This window comes from Comamonas sp. E6, from assembly GCF_001010305.1.
GTDB lineage: Bacteria > Pseudomonadota > Gammaproteobacteria > Burkholderiales > Burkholderiaceae_C > Comamonas > Comamonas thiooxydans.
In genome coordinates, this window is sequence record NZ_BBXH01000019.1 from 1 (window position 1) to 25,856 (window position 25,856).

General features: G+C 60.3%; 28 protein-coding genes and 1 tRNA gene. 24 read left to right on the forward strand and 5 right to left on the reverse strand.

All coding sequences use genetic code 11. The annotated features are described in order from the left end of the window. The 21 genes from CSE6_RS17055 to CSE6_RS17155 form a co-directional block, all read left to right on the forward strand. Window positions 1-651, forward strand: a 651-nt coding sequence (locus tag CSE6_RS17055; protein WP_152668602.1) for a phage portal protein, incomplete at its 5' end; no start/stop codon positions are given. Next, window positions 623-1,321 (forward strand): HK97 family phage prohead protease, encoded by a 699-nt coding sequence (locus CSE6_RS17060; protein ID WP_059441001.1) that lies wholly within the window; start codon window positions 623-625, stop codon window positions 1,319-1,321. The genes CSE6_RS17055 and CSE6_RS17060, both read left to right, overlap by 29 nt. A 12-nt stretch (window positions 1,322-1,333) precedes the next feature. Continuing rightward, window positions 1,334-2,728, forward strand: a complete 1,395-nt coding sequence (locus CSE6_RS17065; protein WP_059441069.1) for a phage major capsid protein — start codon at window positions 1,334-1,336, stop codon at window positions 2,726-2,728. A gap of 53 nt (window positions 2,729-2,781) precedes the next feature. Continuing rightward, window positions 2,782-3,075, forward strand: coding sequence for a HeH/LEM domain-containing protein (locus CSE6_RS17070; RefSeq protein WP_059441070.1), 294 nt, complete (start codon window positions 2,782-2,784; stop codon window positions 3,073-3,075). Beyond that, window positions 3,072-3,524, forward strand: a complete 453-nt coding sequence (locus tag CSE6_RS17075) for a head-tail connector protein (RefSeq protein ID WP_059441071.1) — start codon at window positions 3,072-3,074, stop codon at window positions 3,522-3,524. The genes CSE6_RS17070 and CSE6_RS17075 overlap by 4 nt, the downstream gene beginning before the upstream one ends. Then, the gene (locus CSE6_RS17080; RefSeq protein WP_193751139.1) at window positions 3,521-3,850 is read left to right on the forward strand and encodes a phage head closure protein; all 330 of its coding nucleotides are present in this window, start codon (window positions 3,521-3,523) and stop codon (window positions 3,848-3,850) included. Before CSE6_RS17075 ends, CSE6_RS17080 begins: the two co-directional genes overlap by 4 nt. A 43-nt stretch (window positions 3,851-3,893) precedes the next feature. Next, the gene (locus CSE6_RS17085) at window positions 3,894-4,385 is read left to right on the forward strand and encodes an HK97 gp10 family phage protein (protein WP_083994755.1); all 492 of its coding nucleotides are present in this window, start codon (window positions 3,894-3,896) and stop codon (window positions 4,383-4,385) included. After that, window positions 4,385-4,726, forward strand: a complete 342-nt coding sequence (locus CSE6_RS17090) for a DUF3168 domain-containing protein (RefSeq protein WP_059441074.1) — start codon at window positions 4,385-4,387, stop codon at window positions 4,724-4,726. Before CSE6_RS17085 ends, CSE6_RS17090 begins: the two co-directional genes overlap by 1 nt. 38 nt (window positions 4,727-4,764) lie before the next feature. Continuing rightward, on the forward strand, window positions 4,765-5,043 hold the full coding sequence (locus CSE6_RS26815; protein ID WP_152668603.1) for a zinc-ribbon domain-containing protein: 279 nt from the start codon (window positions 4,765-4,767) through the stop codon (window positions 5,041-5,043). A gap of 111 nt (window positions 5,044-5,154) precedes the next feature. Continuing rightward, complete coding sequence (locus CSE6_RS17100; RefSeq protein WP_059441075.1) at window positions 5,155-5,808, forward strand: phage tail tube protein; 654 nt, start codon at window positions 5,155-5,157, stop codon at window positions 5,806-5,808. 2 nt (window positions 5,809-5,810) lie between these two features. Then, window positions 5,811-6,206, forward strand: a complete 396-nt coding sequence (locus CSE6_RS17105) for a phage tail assembly chaperone (RefSeq protein ID WP_059441076.1) — start codon at window positions 5,811-5,813, stop codon at window positions 6,204-6,206. Window positions 6,207-6,214: 8 nt separating this feature from the next. Beyond that, window positions 6,215-6,526, forward strand: a complete 312-nt coding sequence (locus CSE6_RS17110; RefSeq protein WP_059441077.1) for a DUF1799 domain-containing protein — start codon at window positions 6,215-6,217, stop codon at window positions 6,524-6,526. A 77-nt stretch (window positions 6,527-6,603) separates the two neighbouring features. Then, on the forward strand, window positions 6,604-9,477 hold the full coding sequence (locus tag CSE6_RS17115; protein ID WP_238585731.1) for a phage tail tape measure protein: 2,874 nt from the start codon (window positions 6,604-6,606) through the stop codon (window positions 9,475-9,477). After that, window positions 9,474-10,601: a hypothetical protein gene (locus CSE6_RS17120; RefSeq protein ID WP_152668604.1), complete on the forward strand. Its 1,128-nt coding sequence runs from the start codon at window positions 9,474-9,476 to the stop codon at window positions 10,599-10,601. The genes CSE6_RS17115 and CSE6_RS17120 overlap by 4 nt, the downstream gene beginning before the upstream one ends. After that, a complete protein-coding gene (locus tag CSE6_RS17125; RefSeq protein ID WP_059441080.1) occupies window positions 10,588-11,169 on the forward strand; it encodes a hypothetical protein in 582 nt (193 codons plus the stop codon). The genes CSE6_RS17120 and CSE6_RS17125 overlap by 14 nt, the downstream gene beginning before the upstream one ends. Further along, on the forward strand, window positions 11,139-11,570 hold the full coding sequence (locus tag CSE6_RS17130; protein ID WP_152668605.1) for a hypothetical protein: 432 nt from the start codon (window positions 11,139-11,141) through the stop codon (window positions 11,568-11,570). The genes CSE6_RS17125 and CSE6_RS17130 overlap by 31 nt, the downstream gene beginning before the upstream one ends. Further along, a complete protein-coding gene (locus tag CSE6_RS17135; RefSeq protein WP_059441082.1) occupies window positions 11,555-13,894 on the forward strand; it encodes a hypothetical protein in 2,340 nt (779 codons plus the stop codon). The genes CSE6_RS17130 and CSE6_RS17135 overlap by 16 nt, the downstream gene beginning before the upstream one ends. Window positions 13,895-14,032: 138 nt before the next feature. Further along, the gene (locus CSE6_RS26150) at window positions 14,033-16,201 is read left to right on the forward strand and encodes a hypothetical protein (RefSeq protein WP_193751140.1); all 2,169 of its coding nucleotides are present in this window, start codon (window positions 14,033-14,035) and stop codon (window positions 16,199-16,201) included. A gap of 174 nt (window positions 16,202-16,375) precedes the next feature. After that, window positions 16,376-16,588, forward strand: coding sequence for a hypothetical protein (locus CSE6_RS17145; protein ID WP_045839173.1), 213 nt, complete (start codon window positions 16,376-16,378; stop codon window positions 16,586-16,588). Beyond that, entirely contained in the window at window positions 16,585-17,208 is a 624-nt protein-coding gene (locus CSE6_RS17150) for a glycoside hydrolase family protein (protein WP_059441084.1), read from the forward strand. The genes CSE6_RS17145 and CSE6_RS17150 overlap by 4 nt, the downstream gene beginning before the upstream one ends. After that, a complete protein-coding gene (locus CSE6_RS17155) occupies window positions 17,205-17,699 on the forward strand; it encodes a hypothetical protein (RefSeq protein WP_059441085.1) in 495 nt (164 codons plus the stop codon). The genes CSE6_RS17150 and CSE6_RS17155 overlap by 4 nt, the downstream gene beginning before the upstream one ends. A 161-nt stretch (window positions 17,700-17,860) precedes the next feature. Here the strand turns inward: CSE6_RS17155 and CSE6_RS26155 are convergent, their stop codons facing one another. From CSE6_RS26155 to CSE6_RS17175, 3 genes are all read right to left on the reverse strand, one after another. Further along, a complete protein-coding gene (locus CSE6_RS26155; RefSeq protein WP_193751141.1) occupies window positions 17,861-18,019 on the reverse strand; it encodes a hypothetical protein in 159 nt (52 codons plus the stop codon). Window positions 18,020-18,031: 12 nt separating this feature from the next. Then, window positions 18,032-18,568, reverse strand: coding sequence for a hypothetical protein (locus CSE6_RS17160; RefSeq protein WP_059441086.1), 537 nt, complete (start codon window positions 18,566-18,568; stop codon window positions 18,032-18,034). A 1,043-nt stretch (window positions 18,569-19,611) separates the two neighbouring features. After that, a tRNA-Leu gene (locus CSE6_RS17175) sits at window positions 19,612-19,696 on the reverse strand. 40 nt (window positions 19,697-19,736) lie between these two features. On the opposite strand from CSE6_RS17175, the gene cysM reads away from it, so the two are divergent. From cysM to CSE6_RS17190, 3 genes are all read left to right on the forward strand, one after another. Then, a complete protein-coding gene (gene cysM / locus CSE6_RS17180; protein WP_003069113.1) occupies window positions 19,737-20,642 on the forward strand; it encodes a cysteine synthase CysM in 906 nt (301 codons plus the stop codon). A 109-nt stretch (window positions 20,643-20,751) separates the two neighbouring features. Then, entirely contained in the window at window positions 20,752-21,375 is a 624-nt protein-coding gene (locus tag CSE6_RS17185; protein WP_003069116.1) for an NUDIX domain-containing protein, read from the forward strand. A gap of 68 nt (window positions 21,376-21,443) precedes the next feature. Then, window positions 21,444-21,671 (forward strand): sulfurtransferase TusA family protein, encoded by a 228-nt coding sequence (locus CSE6_RS17190; RefSeq protein WP_034352897.1) that lies wholly within the window; start codon window positions 21,444-21,446, stop codon window positions 21,669-21,671. Between the two features lie 87 nt (window positions 21,672-21,758). On the opposite strand, the gene galU is transcribed toward CSE6_RS17190, so the two are convergent. Then, window positions 21,759-22,646, reverse strand: a complete 888-nt coding sequence (galU, locus tag CSE6_RS17195; protein ID WP_034352895.1) for a UTP--glucose-1-phosphate uridylyltransferase GalU — start codon at window positions 22,644-22,646, stop codon at window positions 21,759-21,761. Between the two features lie 71 nt (window positions 22,647-22,717). Then, entirely contained in the window at window positions 22,718-25,633 is a 2,916-nt protein-coding gene (locus CSE6_RS17200) for a valine--tRNA ligase (protein WP_059441087.1), read from the reverse strand. Between the last annotated feature and the right edge of the window lie 223 nt (window positions 25,634-25,856).

The following is a 25,856-nucleotide window of genomic DNA, read 5'->3' on the forward strand; positions in this document are numbered from 1 at the left end:
GGCTTGGCCATCGCCACCGAGCGCAGCCAATCGTCCATGCATGCCAACGGCTTGCGCCCCAGCGGCACCTACACCGTGACGGGCAGCCTGACCGAAGAGCAGCACACTCGGCTCAGCAAGTGGGTGAAGGACCAGGGCGGCCCCGAGAACGCTGGCACCCCCCTGGTGCTGGACCGCGATGCCAAATGGTTGAGCACCTCGGTGAGCGGCGTTGACGCTCAGCACGTTGAAACGCGGCGCCTGCAGGTTGAGGAGATCTGCCGTGGCTACGGGGTGTTCCCCATCATGGTGGGGCACTCCGATAAGACCAGTACGTTCGCCAGCTCCGAGGCCTTTTTTGCTGCCCACCGGATCCACACGCTGGCACCCTGGCACAAGGCCTGGCGCGACCGACTGGACGAAACGCTGCTCGATGGCTCCGGATCGCTGTTTGTCGACTTCGACACCCGTTACATGGTGGCCGGCTCCTTGAAGGACCGCGCAATGTGGGCTCGGACCATGGCAGAGACCGGCATCTGGACCCGCAACGAAATCCGCGACGAGGACGGCAAGGATCCCCTGCCGGGCCTCGATGAACCGCTGACGCCACTCAACATGAGCACCGGCAAGCAAGGGAGCGACGATGAAGATCAAGACAATGCAGCGCCTTGAGCGCAAAGACGGGCCTGGCGGCCGCGAGGTTCGCTCCTATGCGCTGCAGATCAAGGCTACGGGTGACGATGGCTCTATTGAGGGATATGGATCCGTCTTCGGGGAGCGAGACTCTTACGACGATGTGATCGCGGTGGGTGCCTTTGTGGATAGCCTGAAGGCGCACAAGGCGGCGGGCACCATGCCGGCCATGCTCTGGCAGCACGACGGCGCTAAGCCAATCGGCATCTGGACGGAGATGGTTGAAGACAGCAAGGGTCTGCGCATCAAGGGCCAGCTGGCGCTGGAAACCAGCCTGGGCAAGGAGGCCCATGCACTGCTCAAGATGGGCGCGCTCAATGGCCTGTCCATCGGGTTCATATCCAAGCAATGGGCCTATGACCGAGATACCGACGTTCGCACCTTGACCGAGGTGGATCTCTGGGAGGTGTCGCTGGTGACGTTCCCTGCCAACGGCAAGGCCCGAGTGACGAACGTGAAGGCGGCCGACGATCTGGCCGCCCCGAAAGATGCTGAGCGACTCCTGCGTGATGCAGGTTTCAGCAAATCTGATGCGACGGCCTTTGTGTCGCGCGTCATGCGGATGGGAGAAGCGCGGAGAGAGTCCGCAGATTCGACCGCTGCGGCAATGCGTTCGGCCGACCGGCTGCTCGCTTCCCTCCAATCCTGAAGAAAGCACATCATGAAGAAAACTGTTCTGGCCCTGATGGCCATCCACATGGCCGCCTTCCAGACCAAGGCCGACGCCCTGGGCGTGTACGAGCGCCGCGACGATCCCACCATCAAGACCGTCTCCGACGCCCTGGACAAGATCGCCACGGCCTTCGAGGAATACAAGAAGACCAACGATGCGCGCATCGAGGCCATCAAGACCGGCAAAGGCACGGCCGAACTCGATGCCAAGCTCTCGCAGATCGATGGCCACATCGAGGCCCTGGGCGAGGTCAAGTCCAAGCTGGAGAAGATGGAGACCAAGCTCTCCCGCCCCGGCGCGATGGACCCAGCCCGCCAGGAAGGCGAGAGCAAGGAAGCGGCTGAATACCGCAACGCCTTCATGGGCTGGATGCGCAACCCCGGCGACCCGGAGCGCCGCACCGCCCTGCAACAGCGCGCCCGCGAGCTGAAGAAGTCACTGCGCGTCGAGGGTAATGATGACGACGGCTGGGAAACCCGTGCCACGCAAACGACCACGACCACCGGCTCGGCTGGCGGTTTCGCGGTACCCGAGATCATCGAGCGCCAGATCGCGCGCCTGGGCCTGGAAATCAGCCCCATCCGACAACTCGCCACGGTGCGCACTGTGGGCAGCACCGACTACAAGGAGCTGTTCGACGTGGGTGGCGCCGGCTTCGAGTGGGTAGGTGAGACCGATACCCGCAACCAGACCGACACCCCCAACCTGGCCGAGGTGACTCCCACCTTCGGCATGGCATCGGCCAAGCCCCAGGCCTCGGAGGAATCGCTGGACGATATGTTCTTCAACGTCGAGGACTGGCTGATCTCCAGCGCCTCCGAAGCCATTGCCCAGGGCGAGGGTGCAGCCTTCGTGCTTGGCAACGGCACGAAGAAGCCCACCGGCTTCCTGGCCGGTCCTACCCCTGTGGCTACGGATGACAAAACCCGCGCTTTCGGTACGCTGCAGTTCATTGCCTCTGGCGAAGCCGGTGCGATGCCCACGAACCCGGATGTGTTCCTGGATCTGGTCTATGCGCTGCGCGCCCGTTACCGCACGAATGCCAAGTGGGTGACGAACCGCCTGGTGCAGGCCGTGCTGCGCAAGTACAAGGACGCCCAGGGGCAATACCTCTGGCAGCCTTCCCTGCAGGCGGGACAGCCCGCAACGTTCCTGGGCTACGGCATCACTGAAGCAGAGGACATGCCGGGCGTCGCCGCCAACGCTTTTCCCCTGGCCTTCGGCGACTTCAAGGAGGGCTATCTGATCGCCGACCGTGTGGGCATGCGCATCACCCGCGACGAGATCACTACGCCTGGCTTCGTCAAGTTCTACGTGCGCAAGCGCGTGGGCGGCAAGCTGCGCAACACCCAGGCGATCAAGCTGCTGAAGATCTCGGCCTGATCCTGCGAACGGGAACAAGGGCCCCGACTGGGGTCCTTTCATTGGAGAGCATCATGAAACTGAAAGTGATCAAGGCGTTCGACTGGGCGCATCGCGGCGTGCAGGTCGAGTGTTTCGAGGCCGGCAGCATCATCGATACCGAAGACGAGGATCTGATCCGCGTGGCCACAGGCGAGGGATGGGCGGCTGAAGACGATGGAAGCGCGCCGCAGGCCAAGCCTTCTGCAGGCCTGAAGGTGGACGAACTCAAGGCGGCGCTGGCTGCCAAGGGCATTGAAATCCCTGAAGGCGCCAAAAAGGACGAGCTCGCCGCACTGCTGGACGCTCAAGGTAGCGAGCAGCAATGAGCCTGATTGCCATCGAGCGTGCCAAGCTGCACCTGCGCGTGGATGGGCTTGATGAGGATGCCCTGATCACAGGGCAGCTCATGGCGGCTGAGCGCCTGGCCATGGCCTGGATCCGTCGCAACGTGTATGCCGACGCTCAGGCGTTGGCGGCTGCGATGGCGGCGGTGCCGGCAGTGCTCTCGGAGGCGACAAGCGCCTACGAGGATGCGTTGGAGCAGGCTATGGCGCTGCCGAATGCGCTCGAGCGGCACGCGGCCATTGCCGCCGCTCAGGAAAACTACGACGACGCCCAGGGCGAGGCCAAGCGCACGCGCCGCGGGAGGGTTCTGGATGACCTGTTTACCTCGGGGGTGCTGCTCACGCTGGGGGCGCTCTACGAAAACCGCGAGATGCTGGAGCCGCCGCCCGTGGCCCAGTTGCTTCTCGATCCACTGAGGGCATATGGATGAAAGCCGGCACTCTTCGAGACCGTATCCGCATCCAGCGCCGTTTGCCAGGCGGGAGCTATGGGCAGCCTTCCAACACCTGGGAGGATGCACTGCCCGGACCCATCTGGGCCAACATCCGCTTTGGTTCCGGAAGCGAGACTATCCGGGCCGGGCAGATTGCCAGCAAGGCCCAGGCCAGCATCCGTATCCGCAAGCGCGCGGGCATCACGGCCGAGATGCGGGCGGTGTGCGATGGGGTGGAATACGCCATCAAGGCGGTGCTCCCTGATCGCCAGCACCGCGAATATGTGGATCTGGTCTGTGAGGTGACCAATGGCCAGGGGTGAGAATTCGATAGTCGCCCCCGTTGATCTTTCGGGGCTGGAATCCTTGTTTGATGACTTGGGGGATGCTGCGGAAGAAGCCGCGCGACCTGCAGCGCAAGCGGCTGCGCAGGTGTTCTATGACACGGCAAAGGACAATGTCTCGCGCATCAAGCGGGTATCTGGAAAGCTGGCTGAAGCCATCTATCAGGTCTATTCGAAAGACAACAGCGGGATAGGCCACGCAACCTATCACGTCAGTTGGAACCACACCAAGGCCCCGCATGGTGGGCTGGTGGAATATGGCCACTGGCAGCGATATGTGGTTGTGAATACGAAGAAGGGGCCGCGCAATGCAGTGAGGCCTGAGAAGCAAGGGCAGCCAAAGCCGCGGCGACGTGCCAGCCAGGCCGAGAAGGATGCTTATTACGTGCTGCGTCCAGATGGGCCAATCTATGTGCCTGGAAAGGCGTTTATGCGAGGGGCTCAGCGCGCTGCTGGCGCTGCGGTGCTTGCCTCGGCTGATGTGCTTTGGCAGGCATTGGAAAGGGTGAAGTGATGGATGAAGCTCTGCATGAAGCCATTGCGGCCGTGATACCGAGCTGCTACAGAACCGTGGCCCCAGCCAATGCGCCCACACCTTACGTGATCTGGCAGCGAATCGGTGGCGATAACAGCGAATACCTGGACAACGAGGATTCTCAGGTGGATGCCGCCGATGTACAGATTCGTATCTTCAGCCCAGACATTCGGGATCCGGAGCGGCTGATTAAGCAACTGGTGAGCGCGCTGCGGCAGCACCCAGAGCTGACCATTCGCCCGGTCGGCAACTTCCGCGATGACTTCGACCACGATATGAATCTGTTTTCGGCAGATCAGGATCTGTTAATTTCTTACTAAGCAACTTTGATAGCATCCCCTCAAACTCAGGAGGGAATATGGCGCTAAAGGCTTGTAAGGATTGCGGCACTCAGGTTTCAACATCAGCAAAGGCCTGTCCGAAGTGTGGGGCGAAAGTCCCAAAGGTGAAGTGGTGGTTGTGGATACCACTAGCTTTGGTGATTTTGTTCTTTGCATTCCCGAGAATTGTCTACTCGCCTGCAGAGCGTGCCGCAATATCTGCTCGCGCCGACTGTGAGCGTGTTTTTCCTCTGGAGCGTGGCGGAAAGTGTGATCAGGTCTACAACGACGCTTTGGTCAGGGGCTCGGCGAACTAACCCCTCTGCCTCCAGTACAACCGCCTTAGGGCGGTTTTCTTTTGCCCGCAAGGGCCACTACCCGCCACGGGCAGCCTGGCGGGTTTTTCTTTGCCTGAAAGGGGCACAACCATGCGCAAAGTTCCTCTGCCCGATGGGGCAAAACTCCATCTGTACACCGCCGCACTGACGGCCTTGGCTGCCGGTGCTATGTCCAATGCCGCGCACGCGGTGGTGACGGTGACCAACACTTTGACGGCCAACGCTGTGGTGGTAATCACCAGCGAGGATTACCCCGAGCTGGAAGGGCGCGTCGCCCGCGCCAAAGCTGTGACGGCCGATAGCGTCACTCTGGACGGCGTCGATACGCTCGATCTCGAAAAATTTCCTCCTGGAGGCTCCGTATCGCTGGTTCCACTGGTCGCCAACGAATGGCAGCGCTTGCCTTATGTGCCGACTTTTGGGCTGACCGGCGGTGACATCAAGACGGGCAGCAGCTCATACCTGGACGTTCCTACTGATCAGGAGTTCAGTACGGGCCGGAATGCACGCCGCCTGGAATACACCAATAGCTGGAAACAGGATGGCGCGGCCCGCGCTGCGCTGAAGGCTTCTGACGGCATGGAATCCGTGCATCGTCTGGACTTCAAGGACGGATCCGCCAGCTACTACGTGGGCGAGTTGACCTATGACGATGTGCCCAGCACCGAGAAGGGCTCCGAGATGGTGACCAAGTCGACGGTGCTGTTGCGTGGTGATCCGACCAACCTGGCAAAGGCGGCTTGATCATGAGCGAGCAGATTGCACGCCAAATCGTGTTTGGCCAGCGGCCCAAGGGAGTAGTTCACTCTCTCAAGATCACCATGCTGGACGGAACGGAGGGGCTGTTGCCCGTGACGTTCCGCTACCGCGATCGTGTGGAGTTTGGCGCGTTCCTGGATGGTATCTTTGCGACAGAAGCTCCAGCCTTTGATGCCACGGCCGGACAGCCCTCCACTCAGCAGCAGCGCGGCGTGGTACAGCTCAATGGGCAGTACATCCATGGCTGTTTGCAGGAATGGGGGCTGGATGTGCCCTTCACCCTGGATAACTGCATCCAGTTGGCGACCGAGCTGCCGGCCGCAGTCCAGGCTGTGATGGATACCTATCGCCGGCTGTGTCTCGAGGGCCGCCTGGGAAACTGATTGCGGCAGTGCGCGCCCGGTACACGCAGCTCCCGGATGCCCAGTACCTCAAGGGCTGGGGGCTGCCCGTGAGCCAGTACGCCGACATGTTCCGCGTCGAGGTGTGGCCCGAGAACTGGACTGCCTGGAGCCTGTTCGAGGCCCTGCAGACGCAGTGGCGCGTTGGTGCAGGCGGGGTGGTGGGGCTGGACTACAGCGTCCTGGCCGACGAACTCCGCGCGCGCGAAATTCCCCATGAAGACCACGAACGGCTGCGCGCCGAGGTGCGTGTCATGGAGGCTGCCGCACTTCAAGAAATCTATGTCGAGGCTGAAAAATGAGCGATACCGACCGCCGTAAAGTCCAGATTGAGGCCGCGCTGGACGCCACCGGCGTGCGCGAGGGGGGCGCCGATGCAGTGGCCGCAGCCAAGGAAATGGCTGCAGGCGTGGAGGCCGCAGGCAAAAAAGCGGCACAGGGTCTCAAGCCACTGGAGACCCAGCCGCAGCAGGCTGCCGCCGCCATGTCTCGGGCCGAGAAAAACATGGTCGGAAGCATCCAGCGGGCCACGGTTGCTCTGCAGTCCGGCGGCAAGGCGGGAGCTGATTACTACGAGATATTGGCGAAACAGCGCGGAATCTCTGGTGATGTGCTCAAGCCCTATATTGACCAGTTGCGCCAGGCAGAGGCAGCGCAAAAGCGCCTGAGCCAGTCCGGTGACTATGTCATGAGCGACCGCGCCCGGGCTGCCGCACTCCGCGGCGTGCCGGCACAGTTCACTGACATTCTGGTCTCGCTCCAGGGCGGCCAGAATGCGCTGACAGTGATTCTCCAGCAGGGCGGGCAGCTCAAGGATATGTTCGGCGGCGTGGGGGATGCGGCCAAGGCGCTCGGCGGCTATGTGCTCGGGCTGGTCAATCCTTTGACATTGGCTGCCGCGGCTGCTGGTGTGCTTGCCTATGGCTTCTATAGCGGATCGCAGGAGGCTCAAGCTTTCCTTGTTGCGCTTGAGACCACAGGCAATAAGGTAGGCGTCAATGTGCAGCAGCTGCAAGATATGGCTTCTGCAATGGACAAGGTGGAAGGCATCACCCAAGGGGGAGCCGCTGAAGCTTTGTCTACATTCGCGGCAAATGCCGGTGTTGGTGCTGATCGACTTCAGCAATACACCACGACCGCAATGCAATGGGAAAAAGCAACAGGTCAAGCCGTCAGCGATGTGGCCAAGAACTTTCAGAAGATTGCTGATGACCCGGTTAAAGGGCTTCTCGCGCTTCACAAGGAAATGAATTTCCTGACCTCGGCCACCCTGGAGCAAGTCAAGGCACTTCAGGAGACTGGTCGTGAAACGGACGCCGTGCGCATCGCTCAGGCCGCCTACGACAAGGCGTTGGCTGACGCCACAGGCAACATAACCGCCAACCTAGGGAGCATTGAGAAGGGATGGCGGGCAATCAAAGGAGTAATCGCTGACACGATTGATGCAATTAAGAGCTTTGGCCGAGATTCAACAACCGCGAGTCGACTAGGCGTTATCACTGGCGAGATGGCAAAGCTGCAGAAGGAAGGCGTTCAGTTCGACCCTACTGCGAACTTTGACTCGCTGACCATTCCTGAAAAGCGCCTTGCTACGCTCAAAGCTGAAGAGGTTCAGCTTCAGAAGAACCTGGTTGCGGATACCAATGCAACGAAGGCGAAAAAGGCTGCGCAGGACCAGGAAAAAGCCTTGATCGATCTCAGTATCGAGGCCACCAAGTACTACGACAAGGAAACCCAAAAGAAGCTTGAGTTGGAGGCGGCACATAACAAATATGGCGCTGCAGCAAAGACCAGCGCGGCGGCTCAGAAGCAATATGACACCCTCATCGCTGGCATCAACAAGAAGTATGAGGAGAAGGAAAGGAAGGTGCCCAGCACGGCGCCGGCCTCTCGCCGTCTTGACGTCTCAGAGATCCAGAATGCCGCCCGCGAGGAAGTGCGCATCATCGACGGAAAGCAGAAGGATCTTGACCGCCTGCGCCAGTCAGGCCTGGTTGATGATCAGGACTACTACAGCCAGAAGCGCACCCTGATCGAGGAGTCCAGCAAGGTGGAGGAAACCGCCCTGCAGGAGCAGATTGCCCGTCTGCAGCAAGAGAAGGTCAAGGGCAGTGATGCCCTGGCCGTCAAGAAGCAGATTGCGGATACCGAGTCAAAGCTGGTCGCGAAGCGGCTGGAGAATGAAGAGAAGCTGAAGGCCCTTTCTCATGAAGAGAAGCTGGCGCTGGATCGCCAGAGGATGGCCTTGGAGGCTTTGGCCGCGTCTCACCAGCGTGCCATGGAGCAGATGCGGATTCAGCAGCAGCGCACTGTCGACTCGGCCTGGATGGGCAGCAAGGGTCGACAGCGAGCGGAAAACCTGTGGGGGATCGAGGACAGCTACTTGGCAGAGGAGCGCAATCTGCGTGATCGACGCATGTTCACTGCCAATCTCTCGAAGGAGCAGCAAGATCAGATTGATCAGCGCCTGGCTTATCTGGAGGTTGAGAAGAATGAGCGCATTCGCATTGCGCAGGCCACTTACACGGAGCTGGATGCGATGCAGAGCCGATGGGAGTTGGGCGCGAGTTTTGCAATGCAGAACTATGCGGACCAAGCCGGCAATGTGGCGCAACAGACGGCGGATGCTTTCACCAATGCCTTCAAGGGCATGGAGGATGCTCTGGTCAGCTTTGCAATGACCGGGAAGCTGGACTTCAAGAATCTGGCCAACTCGATCATTGCCGACCTTCTGCGGATTCAGATTCGCGCCCAGATGTCTGGGCTGTTTGGCAACCTGCTGGGTTCTGTGGGTGGCCTGCTGGGTGGCGGCTGGTCTGCTGCGGGGGTCCAAGCCTCTGGAGCTGTGACCTCTGGGGTTTCCGGGTGGGGTAGCGTGGTTGGTTCTGCATTGCCCGGTCTCAGTCTTTCACCTGGAGGCTACACCGGAGACGGTGGCAAGTATGAGCCTGCCGGCGTGGTGCACCGTGGGGAGTACGTCATCAACGCAGAGAGCACCAGGCGCATCGGCCTGGGCTTGCTCAATCGCATGAATGGCTATGCCGAGGGTGGCCTGGTGGGCGGCGCGCCTGCGGCGGCGCTCAGTGGGCCTGCAGGCCTGGGTGGCGTTCAGATGATCCTGCAGCCCAGGATTCACATCGACAGCCGCACGGATCGGGCTGAGGTGGAGGCATTGGTGGTCAAGGGAATGAAGACGGCCAGCGATCAGGCGCAGCAGGAGCTGCTCTACAAAATGTCTCGGAACATGGTATGACCCAACGCATCATTGACTGGCCAAAGCAACTGCGCATGCGCCCTGGCGCCCAGGAATGGGAGCTTTTACAGCCCATGACGGGGTCGGTGAGTGCATTCAGCGGTGCCTCTTACGACAAATTGATTGGCCCACCTCGGTGGGCTTTTTCAATGGATCTGACGGATGCCCCGGCGTCGATGCTGCCCCAGATTGAAGCTGCATTGCGCCAGTTGCGGGGCGGTCTCAATCTGCTTCGCATCGGTGATATGCGCCGCACCGGCCGCGTCAGCGTGGTGCCGGGCGGTGGCGCCAAAGAGGTGCAGATGCTCCCATGGTCCAGCCAGTGGGCGCGCTGGGGGCGCATCGGGCCTGCGCCGGTGGCCATTGCTGGTGAAGAGGTGGAGGTGCGGCAGACCACGGACTATTTTCAGAACGCCACGGCTGCGTTGAGGGCCGGGGTTCCGTATGTGGCGGTGGTGGAGGCTTCGGCCACGGTGTCGGCACATGTGGCTTTGTCGGTCGCGGGTGCGGGCGTGGCGGCTCCCTTGGGGGTTGTCTTCGATGCCCTGACCGGTGCGGTGGTCAGTCAGTACGGCCCGGTCAATGCCTGTGGGGCCACTGCAGCAGGCGGGCGCTGGCGGTGCTGGCTTACCTTTGGCGGCCAGGCCGGCGATGTGTTGGCCCAGGCCTATGCACTGCTGCCGGCCCATGGCCTGATCCGCCTCAAGATGCGCCGGCCCATCCTGGCCATGCAGGCGGGCGCGCTTCCGCCGGCCTATGTGCCTGCGGATTCCGTCAGTGTCTGGGACGAGTACGGCGTGCAGGTCGATGGCGCCGGTCAGACCGGAGCCACTCTGGCCACGCGGAACTGGCCTCCGGGCCTGACCCTGCGGGCCGGGCACTGGATCAGCTACGGCGACGGCATGCACATGCTGCTGGAGGCAGCCACGCCGGACGCGGACGGCAAGGCGCAACTCTGGATTGAGCCGCCCATCCGCCGCAGCCCCGCCGATGGCGCGCCGGTGGTGGTGCGCAATGTCACAGGCCTGTTCAAGCTCAAGGTCAGCCCCAAGATCCGGCAGGAGGGGATGGTCGTCAAGGGGCAGACGCTCACCTTTGAGGAAGATCTGAATGCTTACTCCTAACCAGCTGCTGCAGGCGCAGCGGCCGGCAACGGCTGTTGCACTGCTGGCAGAGATGCAGTTCACCACGGGCACCATGCGCCTGAGCACCTGGGAGGGAAGCCTGCAGGCCCTGGACCATGACTGGGCATACCTTCCGGGGGTGATGGGCATCAGCGGGGTGCAGCAGGCCGAGAACATCGAGTATCCCGCTATCGATGTGTCTCTGGCATTGCCTGACCCTTCCATTCTGTCCCTGGCCGTGGGCAGCGAGAAGACCTATCGGGGCCGCTTGTTCAGGCTGTACATGGCCATCATGGATGACGAGTTTCGGCTGGTGGATGATCCGCAGCCGCTCTATGTAGGGGTGATGGACCAGGTGCAGATGAGTACTGGGGACGGCGCCGAAGACAAGGGCGCGCTGACCATGCGTTGTGAGCAGCCCGGCAAGGACAGCCGCAATGCCATGAGTCAGCGATTGACGAATCAGCAGCAAAGCAAGAGATACCCCGGTGACACCGGGCTCAGCCGCATGGCGGAGTTGGCAGGAGGGCCGCAAACATGGCTGACCAAGAAGTTTCAGCAGGTGTGAAGCGCTTGCCCGACTGGGAGCTGCGCTTGTCCGATCTCGTGGGCCAGCGCCTGGCAGAGCCATTCACATGGGGTGCCAACGACTGCGTGCTGTTTGCTGCAGACGGCATTGCCGCCATGACAGGGATAGACCCGGTAGCCGATTTGCGCGGCCAGTGGGCCTGCCGTGGTGAGGCAGTGCGGGTCATCGCGCGGCTGGGTGGCCTGCCTGATGCTGTCGCGGCATTGGGCTTGGAGTCTGTGGCGCCGCTGTTTGCGCAGCGCGGCGACCTGGTGCTGCACCGAAGAGATGGAACGGATGCCCTGGCGCTGTGCCTTGGCAATCAACTGGCGGGCCCGAGCGATTCGGGCCTTTTGTTTTTTGGGCTGGAAAACGGGGTGCAGGCATGGCGTGTGGGCTGAAGAAGATTGCTGCAGCGCTGACTCTGGCCGGCCTGTGCACCCAGGCCAATGCCATGCCCGCGGCCGTGGCCGCTGTCGGGGTCTGGATGGGGGGCGTAGGCGGGGCGTTCCTGATCATGAACGCCACTGCCGTAGCCATAGGCCTGCAGGTGGCCGGCTTCATGGCCTTGGGTATGTACCAGCGCCAGAAGGCCAAGCGCGAGGCGCGCCGGCAGCGTGACGCCTACAACGCCAGCCTGACCGATCGCAACACGACCGTGGCCGAGGCATCGCCTGAAGTGCGGCACATTTACGGCCGCGCCACGGTGGGTGGGTCGGTCGCTGCCATGTTCACCCGTGGGGACAAGGACCAGATCAAGGACTTGGTGATTGCCTGGGCCGGGCATGAATGCGATGCCGTCGAGGATGTGTTGATCGCTGGAGAGTCGCTGCAGCTGGATGGGGGTGGCAATGCCACCGCATCGAAGTGGGCGAGCACCAGCACCAGCACGGTGGGTGCCACTGGCGCATTCAGCCTCTCAGGTGCGCTGAACCTGCCTGCGGACACCCAGCGCCTGGTGTCGATCACCAAGGGTGGTGGCGATGAGGCGATGCAGCTTTGGGAGTCGCAATACACGTTGACTGGCCTTGTGGTGCAGCTCAAACCTGAGGCCATGGATTTGTGGGCTGGCCAGTCCGTGAGCATCCAGTACAGCCGCGAAACCACAACCAGCTATGTTCGCGTGCGTCATCACCTGGGCGCCGCAGACCAGATTGCGGATGGACAACTCATTGCTGACTCGGCTGGGCTGCCTGGCGCCTGGACAGCAACGGACCGGTTGCGCGGCATCTGCTACAGCGTGATCACGCTGGACTTGAATAACCAGGAGCTGCAGAGCGGCTTGCCGCAGCTCACGGCGCGCATCCGTGGAAAGAAGGTCTTGGACCCGCGCAGCAGCGCCACCGCTTGGAGCGATAACCCAGCCTTGTGCATCTATGACTTTCTGCGCGCCAGCGACTATGGCAAGGGCGTGTTCCCTGAGCAGGTAGAGGGTGTAGTGGCTGCGGCCAATGCGTGCGATGAGCTGGTCGCGGTGCCAGGTGGCACGGGCACGGCCAAGCGCTACACCTGCAATGGCGCCTGGCAGTCCGGCACGGATCCGGACAATGTGCTTGAGGATCTGTGCGGCGCCATGGCGGGCTACGCCATCCCGGGCGGCACCTGGGGTGTCCATGCCGGCGTCTACGTGTCGCCCGTGCTGGTGCTGGGCGATGACCAGGCTGCGGGCTCCATCAACATGGTCCCCGCGCCCAGCCGGTCGGAGGCCTGGAACGGAGTCAAAGGCCAGTTCATCGACCCGGCGCAGTTCAATCAGGCGGTGGACTTCGAGCCGCTACAGAATGCCCAGTATGTGGAGGATGACGGCGGGGAGGTCTGGGGGCAGATCCGGTTGCCGTTCACGGACCAGGGCTGGCGCGCCCGCACGCTGGGCAGCATCAGCATGGAAAAGAGCCGCGCCAAGAAGATTGTTTGGCGCGGCACGTTGGCCTGCTTGCGTGCACGGGTTGGCGACCGGGTGATTGTCAACAACGCGCTGCTGGCTTTGAGCAATGCGACTTTTAGGGTGATCAAACGCTCCTATGACCATGGCTCTGCCGCCGTGGAGCTCTCGCTCGAGCAGGACGAGCCGCGCTTTTACCCGGGTGTCAGCAACACGCAGCCGCCGGCGCCTGGCGTGCAGCCAGACCCCACCTACAAGGTCAACCCGCCTACGGGCCTGGTGCTCACCAACCCGGCGCCCGGCCGAATCGGGGTGCACGTCGATCCCAGTGTGGACCTGCGTGTGACCAACGGCGGGGCCTTGCTCATCCAGGTGCGCACGGCGGATAGCGGCGCCTGGGTGAGTATGCCCAGCGCCCCAGGCAATGCCACAGACCAAGTCATCACGGTGCTGCAGAAGGGCGTCTACGTCGTGCAGGTGGACTGGCGGGCCAGCACCGGGCAGCAGTCAGGGCAGTGGCTGGCCGGTGCCGTCACGGTGACGGAGACGTCATTTGCCACCGGCGACGATGTGAGCAACGCGGTCTCTGGCTACGCCAACAAGGAGAACCCAGTGTTTACCGGTGTGGTCGGCTTGCCCGCATACGCCATCGACAACCTGCCGCCGGCGGGCGGCGACAACCGGCGCAAGGCCATCTTGGTTCCGCTGGACCTGGAAGACCGGCCGGCTGTCTGCGTGAGCGATGGCACGGACTGGATCAGCCAGATCACCGGATTGCCGGTGGATTACGTGACTCCACCCCCACCACCTCTGCCAGCCCCGGCGCCGGCGCCGGCACCGTAGATCGCATCAAACCAACCCAACCGCCCTAGAGGCGGTTTTTTTATGTCCCAAAGGAGGTCGCATGGACAACGCGACGTTTTTTGCCGTGCTGAGGACCCAGGCGCAACTGGCTAAACAAATCAATGAAGGGGCCCGTCAATGAGCGACGCAACAAATCAAGAAACGGTCGATATCGCCAATCAGATCTTGGCTGAGCTCGCGCAGGCCGCCAAGGATGGTCAGTTGATCCAGAACGACTACTACGCCACGGAAGCGGCGGGGCGTGCGGCAGTTGCAGACGGATATACGTTCAAAGTGCAGGGTGCTGGCAACATTTCTGCACTTCTCTATCGCCGTAACAATGCTGCATCAAGCACGCTGCTGACTACGTTCCCAGCAGGCAGCATTGATGCGATTTCCGTAAATTCTGGAAAGCCGTACCCGCTTCAGGTGCGGGTGCGCGATGGGATTACATCAGTTGCACACGTCAATTGGAATGCCGTGTTGCTCGATGCGCTGGTTATAAATGCACGACCAGGCAAGCTCTATCAAACCAGTTATTACCAGAATGGTGCGGTTATTGGATCGGCAGGATACGGTTGGGTCATTCGTGAATTCGATGAATCCACATTCGCAACTGCAAGCGGAACTGGACGCGCTATCGTTGACTTCAACGATCTTTCTAAGGCTCAAATAGATCGTTCTGGGGGAATTCAAGTTATTCGGCTTGAAAGTGCGGACGGCATTGTCATTGAGCTCACTGTCGATCCAGCAGGACTTCCTCCCGATGGTGGGCCGATCAACAGCAACTCAGGCTCAGGACTAGCAGCATGGTCATGGGTCATCCATCCAGATCGCTATCAACTTGCTGAGCGCAGTGTTCAAAATGCAAGACGCAACAATGTTCGCAGCGCTAGCAATGATTTCCTTGATAAGGCCCTAATTAACGTTGTTGCTTTCGGTGCTAGGCCGGGTAAGGTTTATGGAATACGGTATTTCAAGAACGGAACAACCGCCCTGGCAGGCCCCCAAGATGGTTGGATCATTGAGGAGCAGGATGCTGAAACTTATGGAACCTCTGCCACTGCGCTGACTGTTGTCAATTTCACAGATCCGGCACCAGATATTGTTCGCTCGGGGGTGCAGAACATTGTTGTTAACAGCCCTGTGGTTGCCGGACTGCAATTCTTGATCACCATTGATACAACAAAGCTGCCAGCATTCGGATCATTCGTGGCAATGAATGGGTCAGCCAATCCGGGCTATAGCTGGATCATCAGCCCATCTAAATACGTCGTGTGGCCAGATGCGGTTGGTTCTCGAATGTCCTGGCGCACCACTGCCTCAAAGCTGGTGCTTGCGACTTGGCAAAGTGCAGATCGCTGGTATCGCATCGAGATTGGCCCTAATGGAAAGAACAACCTGCCGAACTTCCGCCAGATCTGGACTGCCTCGCGTACAGGGCGCGTGGCAGGCGCCTGGACACTGCTGTGGTCGGGATCTACAGACTTGATACCGCCTCTGCGCTGCTGGGCTGTGAATGGTGGTGTGGATCTTCCTGCAGGTCGCATTTTTACCGGCGGCAACCACGGCTCTGACGGCGGCAGTGGTGGCGATATGACTGCTGCCAATGTGATGTGGGATTGCGTCATCGACGGATCCCCTGTGAAGTGGGAAGACGCATCCGGCAATGCGGAGCGCATCACGCTGCGTATCGTCAACGATGTGCGAGCGGCAAACACGATTGCAACAACTCCGCCGCGCTATGTGTTGCGGGAGCACTTCGTTATGACCATTGCTGCGAGCGGAATCGGCTTGACTGCTGAACGTGTGGCTCTCGAAGACATTCTTGTGCTCACTGATTACGGAGTACAAGCCGTCACCAATGGTTTCCAATCCGACATGCTGTTTGTTGGAGGCGCAGATTCGTCGTGGGTCACATATTCGACAGATAGAACAGCGGGGACCAAAGCAGTGTCGCCGAATGCGTGGGCCTGCATTCTGCGCTCCCCGGATGGTGAGTTGGCGCTCTGGCAAGACCGCGAATTCAAAGATGGGGATGGCAAGTATGTGAATGCTGATTGGCCCATCTTCAAAGGTGGTGGCGGCTCAAATCACAAGGTTTACGGTGGCGTGATCGGTCGTGCAGACATCAATGCAGGAGCGCCCGCAACTTTTGCAGCAGGTGAGCGCTGGTCGTGGCGCGGTGGCTGGTCGTTTCAAGCGCCAGGCCTTGCCCCCGCAGGGATGGATGCAGTTATGCAACTGCAAAGGCCGGGCGGCGGCACTGCACTGATGTCAGATGCCAAGAACTGGGCAATCCTGTAATCCGCGTTGGGATAGTTTTATCCCCAATAGAAGAGTCTATGGAAAACAACGACACGCAGGTTGCCGCCTTTTCGTGAGCAGCGCGACTAAATAGTCCATGGATTCCTTCACACCTAACCCGCTTCGGCGGGTTTTCTTTTTTCCGTCTATGGCGGATTCATGCCTGGGAGGGTTATGAGCAACGAAAGCAAGGTTCAAGCATTAATCGAAACTGCGAAGGCGGCGCCGGCGGTGGCGGGCGCGGCCGCGTCAACTCTGACGCTCAATGAATGGGTAGCCATCGCAACTGGGGTGTACATCGCCATTCAGGCGGCATACCTGCTGCGCAAATGGTGGCGAGAGGAGCGAGGGCAGGGTGGCTGGCTTGGGGAGGAGGAAGGGACATGAATCTCAGTAAAACACGGGTCGCAGCAGCGGCCCTTTCTCTTTCTGCGGCTGCAGGGACGGCATGGATTGCATCCGAAGGGGATGGCCCCAAGAGCGTCAGCCAGTCCGGCGAGGTTCTGCTGCACCCATATATCCCCACTCAGGGCGATGTGCCCACCATAGGCCACGGCTCCACGCGCTATGAAGATGGCCGGCGCGTTACCCTGGCGGATCCGCCGATCACGCGCCAGCGGGCGGTTGAGCTGGCCCTGGGCGAGCTCGATCGCACCTATGCGCAGTGCGTGCGCGACAGCCTCGGCCAGACGCGGGTGAATCAAACCGAGTTCGATAAGGCCGCGGACTTCGCGGGGCAGTACGGTTGCGGTGCCTGGCGCGGCTCCAGCATGCTGGCCAAGACCGAGGTGGGCGACTATGCGGGAGCTTGCCGGGCGTACCTGGGCTACAAGTTCATGACCAGCGGACGCCGCGAGGGCCCGGGCTGGGCGGCCTATCAGTGGGACAAGGTGGGCAAACCAACGCGCTGGCGCTTTGACTGCAGCACACCGGGTAACAAGGTCTGCGGCGGCGTCTGGACTCGCCAGCTGGCACGCCACAAGGCATGCATGGAGTCGCAGCCATGACCGGCGCGTCCCGCTTCTGGCCCTGGTTGGCCTTGGCCCTTGCTCTGCTGCTGGCTGCGCAGACCCAGCGTCTGGCCAAGGTCGAGACTTCACATGCAAAAGCGGATGCGGCTCAGGCCCAGCAATCGCAAGCAGCTACCGAAAAGAAAGCGCATGCCGTGGGGAATCACGGTGCTGCCCAGCAGGAAAACACCCATGACTACACGCAAGAAATGGCTCGCCTGGAGGCTGGGCGCACTGCTGATGCTGCCCGCATTGCAGGCCTGCAGCACGACATCAGGAGCGCGGCCACCCGCAACGCCCAGCTTGCCAGTGACGCCGCTGCCTGCAGAGATCTCGCAGATCAACACCAACGACTCGCAACCCTTGCTGCAGAGGGCGCAGGCCTGGTTGGAGACCTTGGTGGCCTGGTCAAAAAGCGAGACGCCCAGGTAAACCTGTTGCGCGGCCAGATTGCGGCTGACCGAACGCTGCTCGAGCAGTTGAACTAAAAGCGCCCCGATACCTTGATTGGTGTCGGGGCGCCTTTTTGCGTTTGGAGCTTGATCAGTAGCCTTCGACCAAAGGCATTTCCGTCCCATCGACCGCAATCATCACGCCGGAAACAAAAAAGCCCGCACGCTTGCGGGCTCTCTTGCGGGTTGTAAACCGATCAGTTCGTCTTCACGGCTTCAACAAGGTTTTGTGTCAGCGCTTGTGCGCCGTGTTGCGCGACGGCCTTGTCGAAGGCACCAGACAAGACACGTAGTTCCGCTGCATGTTGGTTGGCGATTCTCACGAATGCTTCGGATTGATGTGTAGTGTTTTGCATAGTGTGCCTCTTTCAGGTTGCGGATCTCAGGACCAGCCAGCGACCTTCTTTGCTGGCTACTAGAGAGGAGTTATCGGGATCTTCCTTGATGAACGACATCAGCGTCATCAAGAATTTCAATTGATCATTGTCGCGACCAAACAATTTCAAAGTGTCCGCAGCATGACTCAGTCGAGCATTGTACGCGCCAACGGTTGCCGCCTTGTAAGCGGATACCGCAGTAGCAATGGCCTCATAGTTGTCTTCTTGAATCAGCGACTCTATCTCTGGAGATAGGGTCACCTTAAGCAATTTCAACCACTTGCCGTTCATTTGCCCGCGATGAGACAGAACCAGCTCGCACGTTGCGGCCGCGATGTTGCTATCACCAACGAACACGCCGTAGGGGATAACCTCATGCTGCTCCTGTTTGTTGGAAGTCAGCGAGCAATGAATCCAGTTCAACTTACGCTCTACTTCCTCAGGGAAGCAGTCATGTGTCTCCGCCTCTTCCCGCCACTTTTTCAGAGTTGCTTGGTAGGAGGCCTCATCAAATTGTCTAAATTCCATCTCTAGTTTCAAGTTGTTTCGCCGAGTGTATGGGCAGTTAGTACCTTGTGTAACTAGATATATATACAGTGCCGCGTTTTATTCACGGATGACATGTCAATCTTTCACATCTTGATATGTATTGTTCCTATTTATGCTTCACTTTCTGTGGTTTATGTATTTATAGAAATCAATAACTTATGGGGAGTTTTTGATCTTATTTGGCATCTGATTTGTGAGTTCACCCACGAAGAAATCCGATGATGCAAAGTTGCAAACATCATGAGCCGATCTTCTTCGCCTGGGATGGTCCGTATAGGGTATGACTCGCGTAATGGGCTGCGCAACATTTCAAAAAGGTGCAGGGGAGCGCGCAACACTTGTCGGGCCTGGCCCGAAGTACACAAGCCCGTCATCAAGGGTGACCACAAGCATCCATCCGGGGTGAACTTCTTCTGCGACGTAGTCGCTGGCGTTGCCGGGCAGGATGCGCTCATTGGGAAAGCCATATCGTCCGGGCGTGCGCAGCAGGGTTGGGTGACTAGGGCTGTGCATCGTACGTGCGCCCCAGTGCTGGCCCGGGCACGCACCACCAGCTTTGTCCTATGTGTCGATGGTCGACATTCCACTCTTGTCCACTCAGTCGCAGGCCGCCGCCATTGATCAGCGTGAGGTGGCAGTGCTCAAGCGGCTTGATCAGCTGTGGAACAGTGGGGGCATCCGGTGCGGGCAGCAGATAGGCCTTGCATAGGGGCATGCCAACCACTGGCGTCTTTGAGTGCATATATAGCCAGCCATAGACGCCATTGGCCTTCGCTATCTCTGGGGGTAGTCGAGTGCCGTCAGAGTACAGTTGATAAATGGTGCACCACATACTGTAAATTTATACAGAATTTCCATTTCCCTGTTTTATTGGCGAGCGCTCACTTTTTAAGATTGGCGACCAAAGGGCAAAAAAAAGCCTGCGCGATTTGTCATCGTGCAGGCTCTCTTTTTTGCTAAAAACCGGAACACATGCCGGAACACTTTCCGGAACGTCTTCAAAAGTTATAGCATTACATCTGTGGTGCCCGGGGCCGGAATCGAACCGGCACGCCTTGCGGCGGGGGATTTTGAGTCCCCTGCGTCTACCAATTTCACCACCCGGGCTTCGCTTAGCGCAGACGCGAATTATGGCACAGTATTGGACATGAAAACTTATTCGACCATCGAACATGCTATCGGTCACACGCCGCTGGTGGCATTGCAACGCATCGGCGCGGATGCAAACCGTGAACGTGCAAACGTAGTGCTGGGCAAGCTCGAAGGCAACAACCCGGCTGGCTCCGTCAAGGACCGGCCTGCGCTGTCCATGATCCAGCGTGCTGAAGAGCGCGGCGAGATCAAGCCGGGCGACGCACTGATCGAGGCAACGTCGGGTAACACCGGAATTGCCTTGGCCATGGCTGCAGCCATCAAGGGCTATCGCATGATTCTGATCATGCCCGAGGACCTGTCCATCGAACGCGCACAGACCATGAAGGCTTACGGTGCCGAACTGATTCTGACGCCCAAGAGTGGCGGCATGGAATATGCGCGCGATCTGGCCGACCAGATGGTGGCCCAGGGCAAGGGTGTGTTGCTGGATCAGTTTGCCAACCCCGACAATCCCAGGGCCCACTATGAAACCACAGGGCCGGAACTGTGGGAGCAGACCGGTGGTGAGATCACCCACTTTGTGAGTGCCATGGGTACTACCGGCACCATTACCGGCGTGGCCAGGTTCCTCAAGGAAAAGAACCCGAACATCAAGATCATCGGCGCTCAGCCTTCCGAGGGGTCGCGCATTCCTGGCATCCGCAAGTGGCCCGAGGAGTATCTGCCCAAGATCTATGACGCTTCGCTGGTTGACGAGCTGGTCTATGTGACGCAGGACGATGCCGAAGACATGGCCCGCCGCATGGCGCGCGAAGAGGGCATCTTCGCGGGCATCTCGGCCGCCGGGGCACTGTGGGTGGCCCAGGAAATTGCCAAACGCGAGCAGAACGCCACCATCGTGTTTGTGGTGTGCGACCGTGGTGATCGCTATCTCTCTACAGGCGTGTTTCCGGCATGAGCAATGTCTTTTGCGTGATAGCGCAAAAGACAATCAAAGCTCCAAATGACAGTCAGCGCTTATCCATCAAGCGCTGAGTGCTACCAATATCAAGAATACGGAGAGCTTCATGGCTTATGAAGTCCGCTTTTGTTCCAACTGCGCGACTGAGCTGCAATGGATTGTGGCCAGCGAGGACAGCGGCGAGGTGCAGCGTCTGCGTTGCCCGAGTTGCGGGTTCACGCATTGGGGCAATCCCACGCCGGTGCTGGCGGCTGTGGTGGAGGGTGATGACGGCCGGGTGCTGCTGGCGCGCAATGCACTGTGGCAAGAGGGCGTTTTCGGCCTGATTACGGGCTTTATGGAAGCCGGTGAATCGCCAGAAGCCGGTATCTGTCGCGAGGTTCTCGAAGAGACGGGGCTGCGCGTGAAGGCACTGCGTCTGCTGTGCTGCTCGGAGTTTCTGCGCATGAATCAGGTGCTGATTGCCTACCATGTGCGCGTGCAGGGCCGACCCGAGGATGTGAAGCTCTCGCCCGAGCTGCTGGAATACCGCTGGCAGACGGCCCAGGAGTCGCTGTGCTGGCCTGCAGGCACGGGCTACGCTCTGGCAGAGTGGATCAAGCAAAAAGGCTTCGAGCCGCGCTTTGGCGCTTTCCGTCCCGGCCAGAATCCGGAGCCTGATCCCGCCAAATGGCCTGTGCGACGCTGGGCTGAGGACACTCGCTTTACGGTGGCACCGGCTCTGGATTGAGCAAAGACCGCGCTGGCACTGCCAGCGCCTGGTTTTTCTACAATCGGCGCTGACGAGGAATCCACCCCATGCAAGTAGATCAAGAAGTTGACACCCGCGGCCTGAACTGTCCGCTGCCCATTCTCAAGGCCAAGAAGGCGCTGGCTGCCATGCAAAGCGGTCAGTTGCTCAAGGTCGTGGCCACGGATACCGGCTCGATACGGGACTTCCAGGCATTTGCCAAGCAGACCGGCAATGAACTGGTCGAGCAGCAGACGGTCGGTGATGAATTCATCCATATCCTGCGTCGGCGCTGAGCGCTGAATCGGCCTGAGAGCATTGGACGGACAAAAGGCCTGCAAGTGCAGGCCTTTTGTCATCAGAGCGGCTTTGGCCGATCTTGCTTACAGGCTCAAGTTCTTGAGGTATTCGCGAAAGCTGTCGCCCACATCGGGGTGCTGCAGCGCCAGCTCCACCGTGGCTTCCAGAAAGCCTTCCTTGCTGCCACAGTCATAGCGCTTGCCAGCATACTGGAAGGCATAGACGGCTTCATGAGCCATCAGTCGTTCGATGGCATCGGTCAGCTGGATCTCGCCACCCACACCCTTTGGCTGGTTGCGGATCTCGTCGAAGATGGCGGGTGTCAGTACGTAGCGGCCCGCCACACCCATGCGCGATGGCGCTTTCTCGGGAGCGGGCTTCTCCACGATCTCGTCGATGCGCATCAGTGGGCCGCCTGCGGGCTCGCCCTTTACGATGCCGTAGCGCTTGGTGTGCTCGAGCGGAACTTCCTGAACGGCCAGCAGAGAGCGGCCCTGCTTCTGGAAAGCGGCCGTCATCTGCGCCATCACGCCGGGGCCGCCATTCTCTCCTGTCATCAGGTCGTCGGCCAGGATGACGGCAAAGGGTTCATTGCCGACCAGGGGTTGCGCGCACAGAACGGCATGGCCCAGGCCCAGGGAGCGGGGCTGGCGCACGAACAGGCAGTTCATATCGGCAGGGCTGACGCTGCGCACCAGGTCCAGCATGGCCTGCTTGCCGGCATTCTCCAGCTCGTTCTCGAGTTCGTACGAAGTGTCGAAATGGTCTTCAATGGCCCGCTTGCTGCGGCCGGTGACAAAGACCATGTCGCGGATGCCTGCCTCGTACGCCTCTTCCACGGCGTACTGGATCAGCGGCTTGTCCACCACAGGCAGCATTTCCTTGGGTGAAGCCTTGGTGGCGGGCAGAAAACGGGTGCCCAGGCCTGCAACTGGGAACACGGCTTTGCGGACGCGGGTTTGATTGCTCATGTGCTTGTCTTTTCTGGATGGAAAAAAGGCGCAGTTGCCTGCGCCTTGTTTTGGAGAGAGTTTAGCGGGGTTTAGCCCAGACGAGCGAGCTGCTCGTTGATGCGTGTCAGTGTCGCGCCGAAGTCGGCCAGGCGCTTGCGCTCCTGTTCCAGCACTGCGGCAGGAGCCTTGGCGCAGAAGGCCTCGTTGCTCAGCTTGCCGTTGGCCTTGACGATCTCGCCTTCGAGGCGCTTGGCTTCCTTGGACAGGCGGGCCTTCTCGGCTGCAACGTCGATTTCGACAAACAAAGCCATGCGGATGTCGCCCAGGACGTTGACCGGAGCAGTCTGTGCGGCGGTGGCCCATGCGGCTTCGTCATCGAACACCTTGACTTCGCTGAGCTTGGCCAGGTTCTTGAGCACGTCGGCATTGGCGCGCAGGAAGGCCGAATCGTCGGCATTGCCGGCAACCGCCAGCAGCGGCAGGCGCTGGGCGGGCGAGACGCCCATCTCGCCACGCAGAGCGCGGCAGGCATCCACCATCTGCTTGATGCGGCCCACGTAGGCGATAGAGGCTTCGTCGATCTTCTCCGGCTGGGCTTCGGGGTAGCGGGCCACGGCGATGGACTCGCCCTTGAGGCCGGCCACGGGCGCAACCTGCTGCCACAGCTCTTCCGTCACGAACGGAATGATGGGGTGGGCCAGGCGCAGAATCGCCTCCAGCGTACGGATCAGCGTGCGGCGCGTGGCGCGCTGCTGGGCCTCGTTGCCGGTCTGGATCTGCACCTTGGCGATTTCCAGATACCAGTCGCAGAACTCGTTCCAGACGAAGTCGTAAATGGCATTGGCCACGTTGTCGAGGCGGAACTCGGCAAAGCCCTTGGCCACTTCTGTCTCGACCTTTTGCAGCTGCGAGCTGATCCAGCGGTCGGGCTGGCTGAAGTGCATATAGCCAGCGAACTCGCCGCCCGGTTGGCACTGCTCCTTGGTGTGGGGTGCCAGACCGCAGTCATGGCCTTCGCAGTTCATCAGCACAAAGCGCGAAGCATTCCAGAGCTTGTTGCAGAAGTTGCGGTAGCCCTCGCAGCGCTTGCTGTCGAAGTTGATGCTGCGGCCCAGCGATGCCAGGGCGGCAAAGGTGAAGCGCAGTGCATCTGCGCCATAGGCGGGAATGCCTTCGGGGAATTCCTTTTGCGTGTTCTTGCGCACCTGAGGAGCGGTCTCGGGCTTGCGCAGGCCGGTGGTACGCTTTTCCAGCAGCGGCTCCAGCGATATGCCGTCGATCAGATCCACGGGGTCCAGCACATTGCCTTCGGACTTGCTCATCTTCTTGCCTTGCGCATCGCGCACCAGGCCGTGGATGTAGACATGCTTGAACGGCACGCGACCTGTGAAGTGCGTGGTCATCATGATCATGCGGGCGACCCAGAAGAAAATGATGTCGTAGCCGGTCACCAGTACCGAGGAGGGCAGGTAGAGGTTGAAGTCGTCATCGGCCGCATGGCCCTGCTCGGGCCAGCCCATGGTGCTGAAAGGCACCATGGCGGAGGAGTACCAGGTGTCCAGCACGTCGGCATCGCGGGTCAGCTTCTTGCCGGGGGAAACCTTGTCAGCTTGTGCCTGGGCTTCGGCTTCGTTCTTGGCAACGTAGATATTGCCTTCTTCGTCATACCAGGCAGGAATCTGGTGGCCCCACCACAGCTGGCGCGAGATGCACCAGTCCTGGATGTTGTTCATCCACTGGTTGTAAGTGTTGACCCAGTTCTCGGGCACAAACTGAACTTCACCGGAAGCGACGGCGTCGATGGCCTTCTGGGCGATGGACTTGCCGCTCGGGTCCTGGTCGCTGACCTTGCTCATGGCGATGAACCACTGGTCGGTCAGCATGGGTTCGATCACCTGGCCGGTACGGTCGCAGATGGGCACCATCAGCTTGTGCTTCTTGATCTCGACCATCAGGCCCAGCTCTTCCAGGTCGGCCACGATGGCCTTGCGGGCCACGAAGCGGTCCATGCCGCGGTATTTTTCAGGCGCTTCGTCGTTGATCTTGGCGGTCAGCGTCAGCACGCAGATCATGGGCAACTTGTGACGCTGGCCCACCTGATAGTCGTTCTGATCGTGTGCAGGCGTCACCTTCACCACGCCGGTGCCGAACTCGCGGTCCACATATTCGTCGGCGATGATGGGGATCTGGCGGCCCACCAGGGGCAGCGTCACAGTCTGGCCGATCAGGGCACGATAGCGCTCGTCTTCGGGGTGGACCATCACGGCCACGTCGCCCAGCATGGTTTCGGGGCGGGTGGTTGCGACCACCAGATTACCTTCGCCGCTGGTCAGCGGGTAGGCGATGTGCCAGAGCGAACCATCCTTTTCCTGGTTCTCGACTTCCAGGTCTGAGACTGCCGACTGCAGCACTGGGTCCCAGTTCACCAGGCGCTTGCCGCGGTAGATCAGGCCTTGCTGGTACAGCTTCACAAAGGTCTCGGTCACCACCTTGGACAGCTTGTCGTCCATGGTGAAGTATTCGCGGCTCCAGTCCACGGTGTCGCCCATGCGGCGCATCTGGGTGGTGATGGTGTCGCCGGACTTTTCCTTCCACTCCCAGACCTTTTTGGTGAACTCGTCGCGGCCCAGGTCATAGCGGCTCACGCCCTGAGTCTGCAACTGGCGCTCCACCACGATCTGGGTAGCGATGCCTGCATGGTCGGTTCCGGGAATCCAGGCCGTGTTGTAGCCCTTCATGCGGTGGTAGCGTGTCAGCGAGTCCATGATGGTCTGGTTGAACGCATGACCCATGTGCAGCGTACCTGTCACATTGGGTGGGGGCAACTGGATGGAGAAGTTGTTGCCTGCAGCGGTAGCTTCGGTACCGGGCTTGCCTGTGCCGCGATAGCCGGCATTGCCGTAGCCGCGCTTTTCCCACTCAGGGCCCCAATGGGCTTCGATGGAGGCAGGTTCAAAAGACTTGGAGAGGCTGTCGAGGCCGGGCTGTTGAATGGTGTCGCTCATGGCTGCGGTACAAGAACTCTGGAAATGAAAACGGCATCCTGAAAAGGGATGCCGTCTGCATGAAAGATAAGGACGGATTGCCAATGATTTTAGCGATCCGATCCGGTGATGAGCGCGGTAGGTCTTATTTCGCCCTCTTGCGCTTATTTATCAAGCGCTTGTAGCTATTGAATTAGCGAGACTTCGCTTGATGTACCACGCCAGAGACGTCGAGCAAGGCCTG

Excerpts from the sequence above, each read along its gene's own strand:
- CSE6_RS17060 (WP_059441001.1), top strand. The coding sequence starts at position 623 with ATGAAGATCAAGACAATGCAGCGCCTTGAGCGCAAAGACGGGCCTGGC.
- CSE6_RS17065 (WP_059441069.1), top strand. The coding sequence starts at position 1,334 with ATGAAGAAAACTGTTCTGGCCCTGATGGCCATCCACATGGCCGCCTTC.
- CSE6_RS17070 (WP_059441070.1), top strand. The coding sequence starts at position 2,782 with ATGAAACTGAAAGTGATCAAGGCGTTCGACTGGGCGCATCGCGGCGTG.
- CSE6_RS17075 (WP_059441071.1), top strand. The coding sequence starts at position 3,072 with ATGAGCCTGATTGCCATCGAGCGTGCCAAGCTGCACCTGCGCGTGGAT.
- CSE6_RS17080 (WP_193751139.1), top strand. The coding sequence starts at position 3,521 with ATGAAAGCCGGCACTCTTCGAGACCGTATCCGCATCCAGCGCCGTTTG.
- CSE6_RS17090 (WP_059441074.1), top strand. The coding sequence starts at position 4,385 with ATGGATGAAGCTCTGCATGAAGCCATTGCGGCCGTGATACCGAGCTGC.
- CSE6_RS26815 (WP_152668603.1), top strand. The coding sequence starts at position 4,765 with ATGGCGCTAAAGGCTTGTAAGGATTGCGGCACTCAGGTTTCAACATCA.
- CSE6_RS17100 (WP_059441075.1), top strand. The coding sequence starts at position 5,155 with ATGCGCAAAGTTCCTCTGCCCGATGGGGCAAAACTCCATCTGTACACC.
- CSE6_RS17105 (WP_059441076.1), top strand. The coding sequence starts at position 5,811 with ATGAGCGAGCAGATTGCACGCCAAATCGTGTTTGGCCAGCGGCCCAAG.
- CSE6_RS17120 (WP_152668604.1), top strand. The coding sequence starts at position 9,474 with ATGACCCAACGCATCATTGACTGGCCAAAGCAACTGCGCATGCGCCCT.
- CSE6_RS17125 (WP_059441080.1), top strand. The coding sequence starts at position 10,588 with ATGCTTACTCCTAACCAGCTGCTGCAGGCGCAGCGGCCGGCAACGGCT.
- CSE6_RS17130 (WP_152668605.1), top strand. The coding sequence starts at position 11,139 with ATGGCTGACCAAGAAGTTTCAGCAGGTGTGAAGCGCTTGCCCGACTGG.
- CSE6_RS17135 (WP_059441082.1), top strand. The coding sequence starts at position 11,555 with ATGGCGTGTGGGCTGAAGAAGATTGCTGCAGCGCTGACTCTGGCCGGC.
- CSE6_RS26150 (WP_193751140.1), top strand. The coding sequence starts at position 14,033 with ATGAGCGACGCAACAAATCAAGAAACGGTCGATATCGCCAATCAGATC.
- CSE6_RS17145 (WP_045839173.1), top strand. The coding sequence starts at position 16,376 with ATGAGCAACGAAAGCAAGGTTCAAGCATTAATCGAAACTGCGAAGGCG.
- CSE6_RS17150 (WP_059441084.1), top strand. The coding sequence starts at position 16,585 with ATGAATCTCAGTAAAACACGGGTCGCAGCAGCGGCCCTTTCTCTTTCT.
- CSE6_RS17155 (WP_059441085.1), top strand. The coding sequence starts at position 17,205 with ATGACCGGCGCGTCCCGCTTCTGGCCCTGGTTGGCCTTGGCCCTTGCT.
- CSE6_RS26155 (WP_193751141.1), bottom strand. The coding sequence starts at position 18,019 with ATGCAAAACACTACACATCAATCCGAAGCATTCGTGAGAATCGCCAAC.
- CSE6_RS17160 (WP_059441086.1), bottom strand. The coding sequence starts at position 18,568 with ATGGAATTTAGACAATTTGATGAGGCCTCCTACCAAGCAACTCTGAAA.
- cysM (WP_003069113.1), top strand. The coding sequence starts at position 19,737 with ATGAAAACTTATTCGACCATCGAACATGCTATCGGTCACACGCCGCTG.
- CSE6_RS17185 (WP_003069116.1), top strand. The coding sequence starts at position 20,752 with ATGGCTTATGAAGTCCGCTTTTGTTCCAACTGCGCGACTGAGCTGCAA.
- CSE6_RS17190 (WP_034352897.1), top strand. The coding sequence starts at position 21,444 with ATGCAAGTAGATCAAGAAGTTGACACCCGCGGCCTGAACTGTCCGCTG.
- galU (WP_034352895.1), bottom strand. The coding sequence starts at position 22,646 with ATGAGCAATCAAACCCGCGTCCGCAAAGCCGTGTTCCCAGTTGCAGGC.
- CSE6_RS17200 (WP_059441087.1), bottom strand. The coding sequence starts at position 25,633 with ATGAGCGACACCATTCAACAGCCCGGCCTCGACAGCCTCTCCAAGTCT.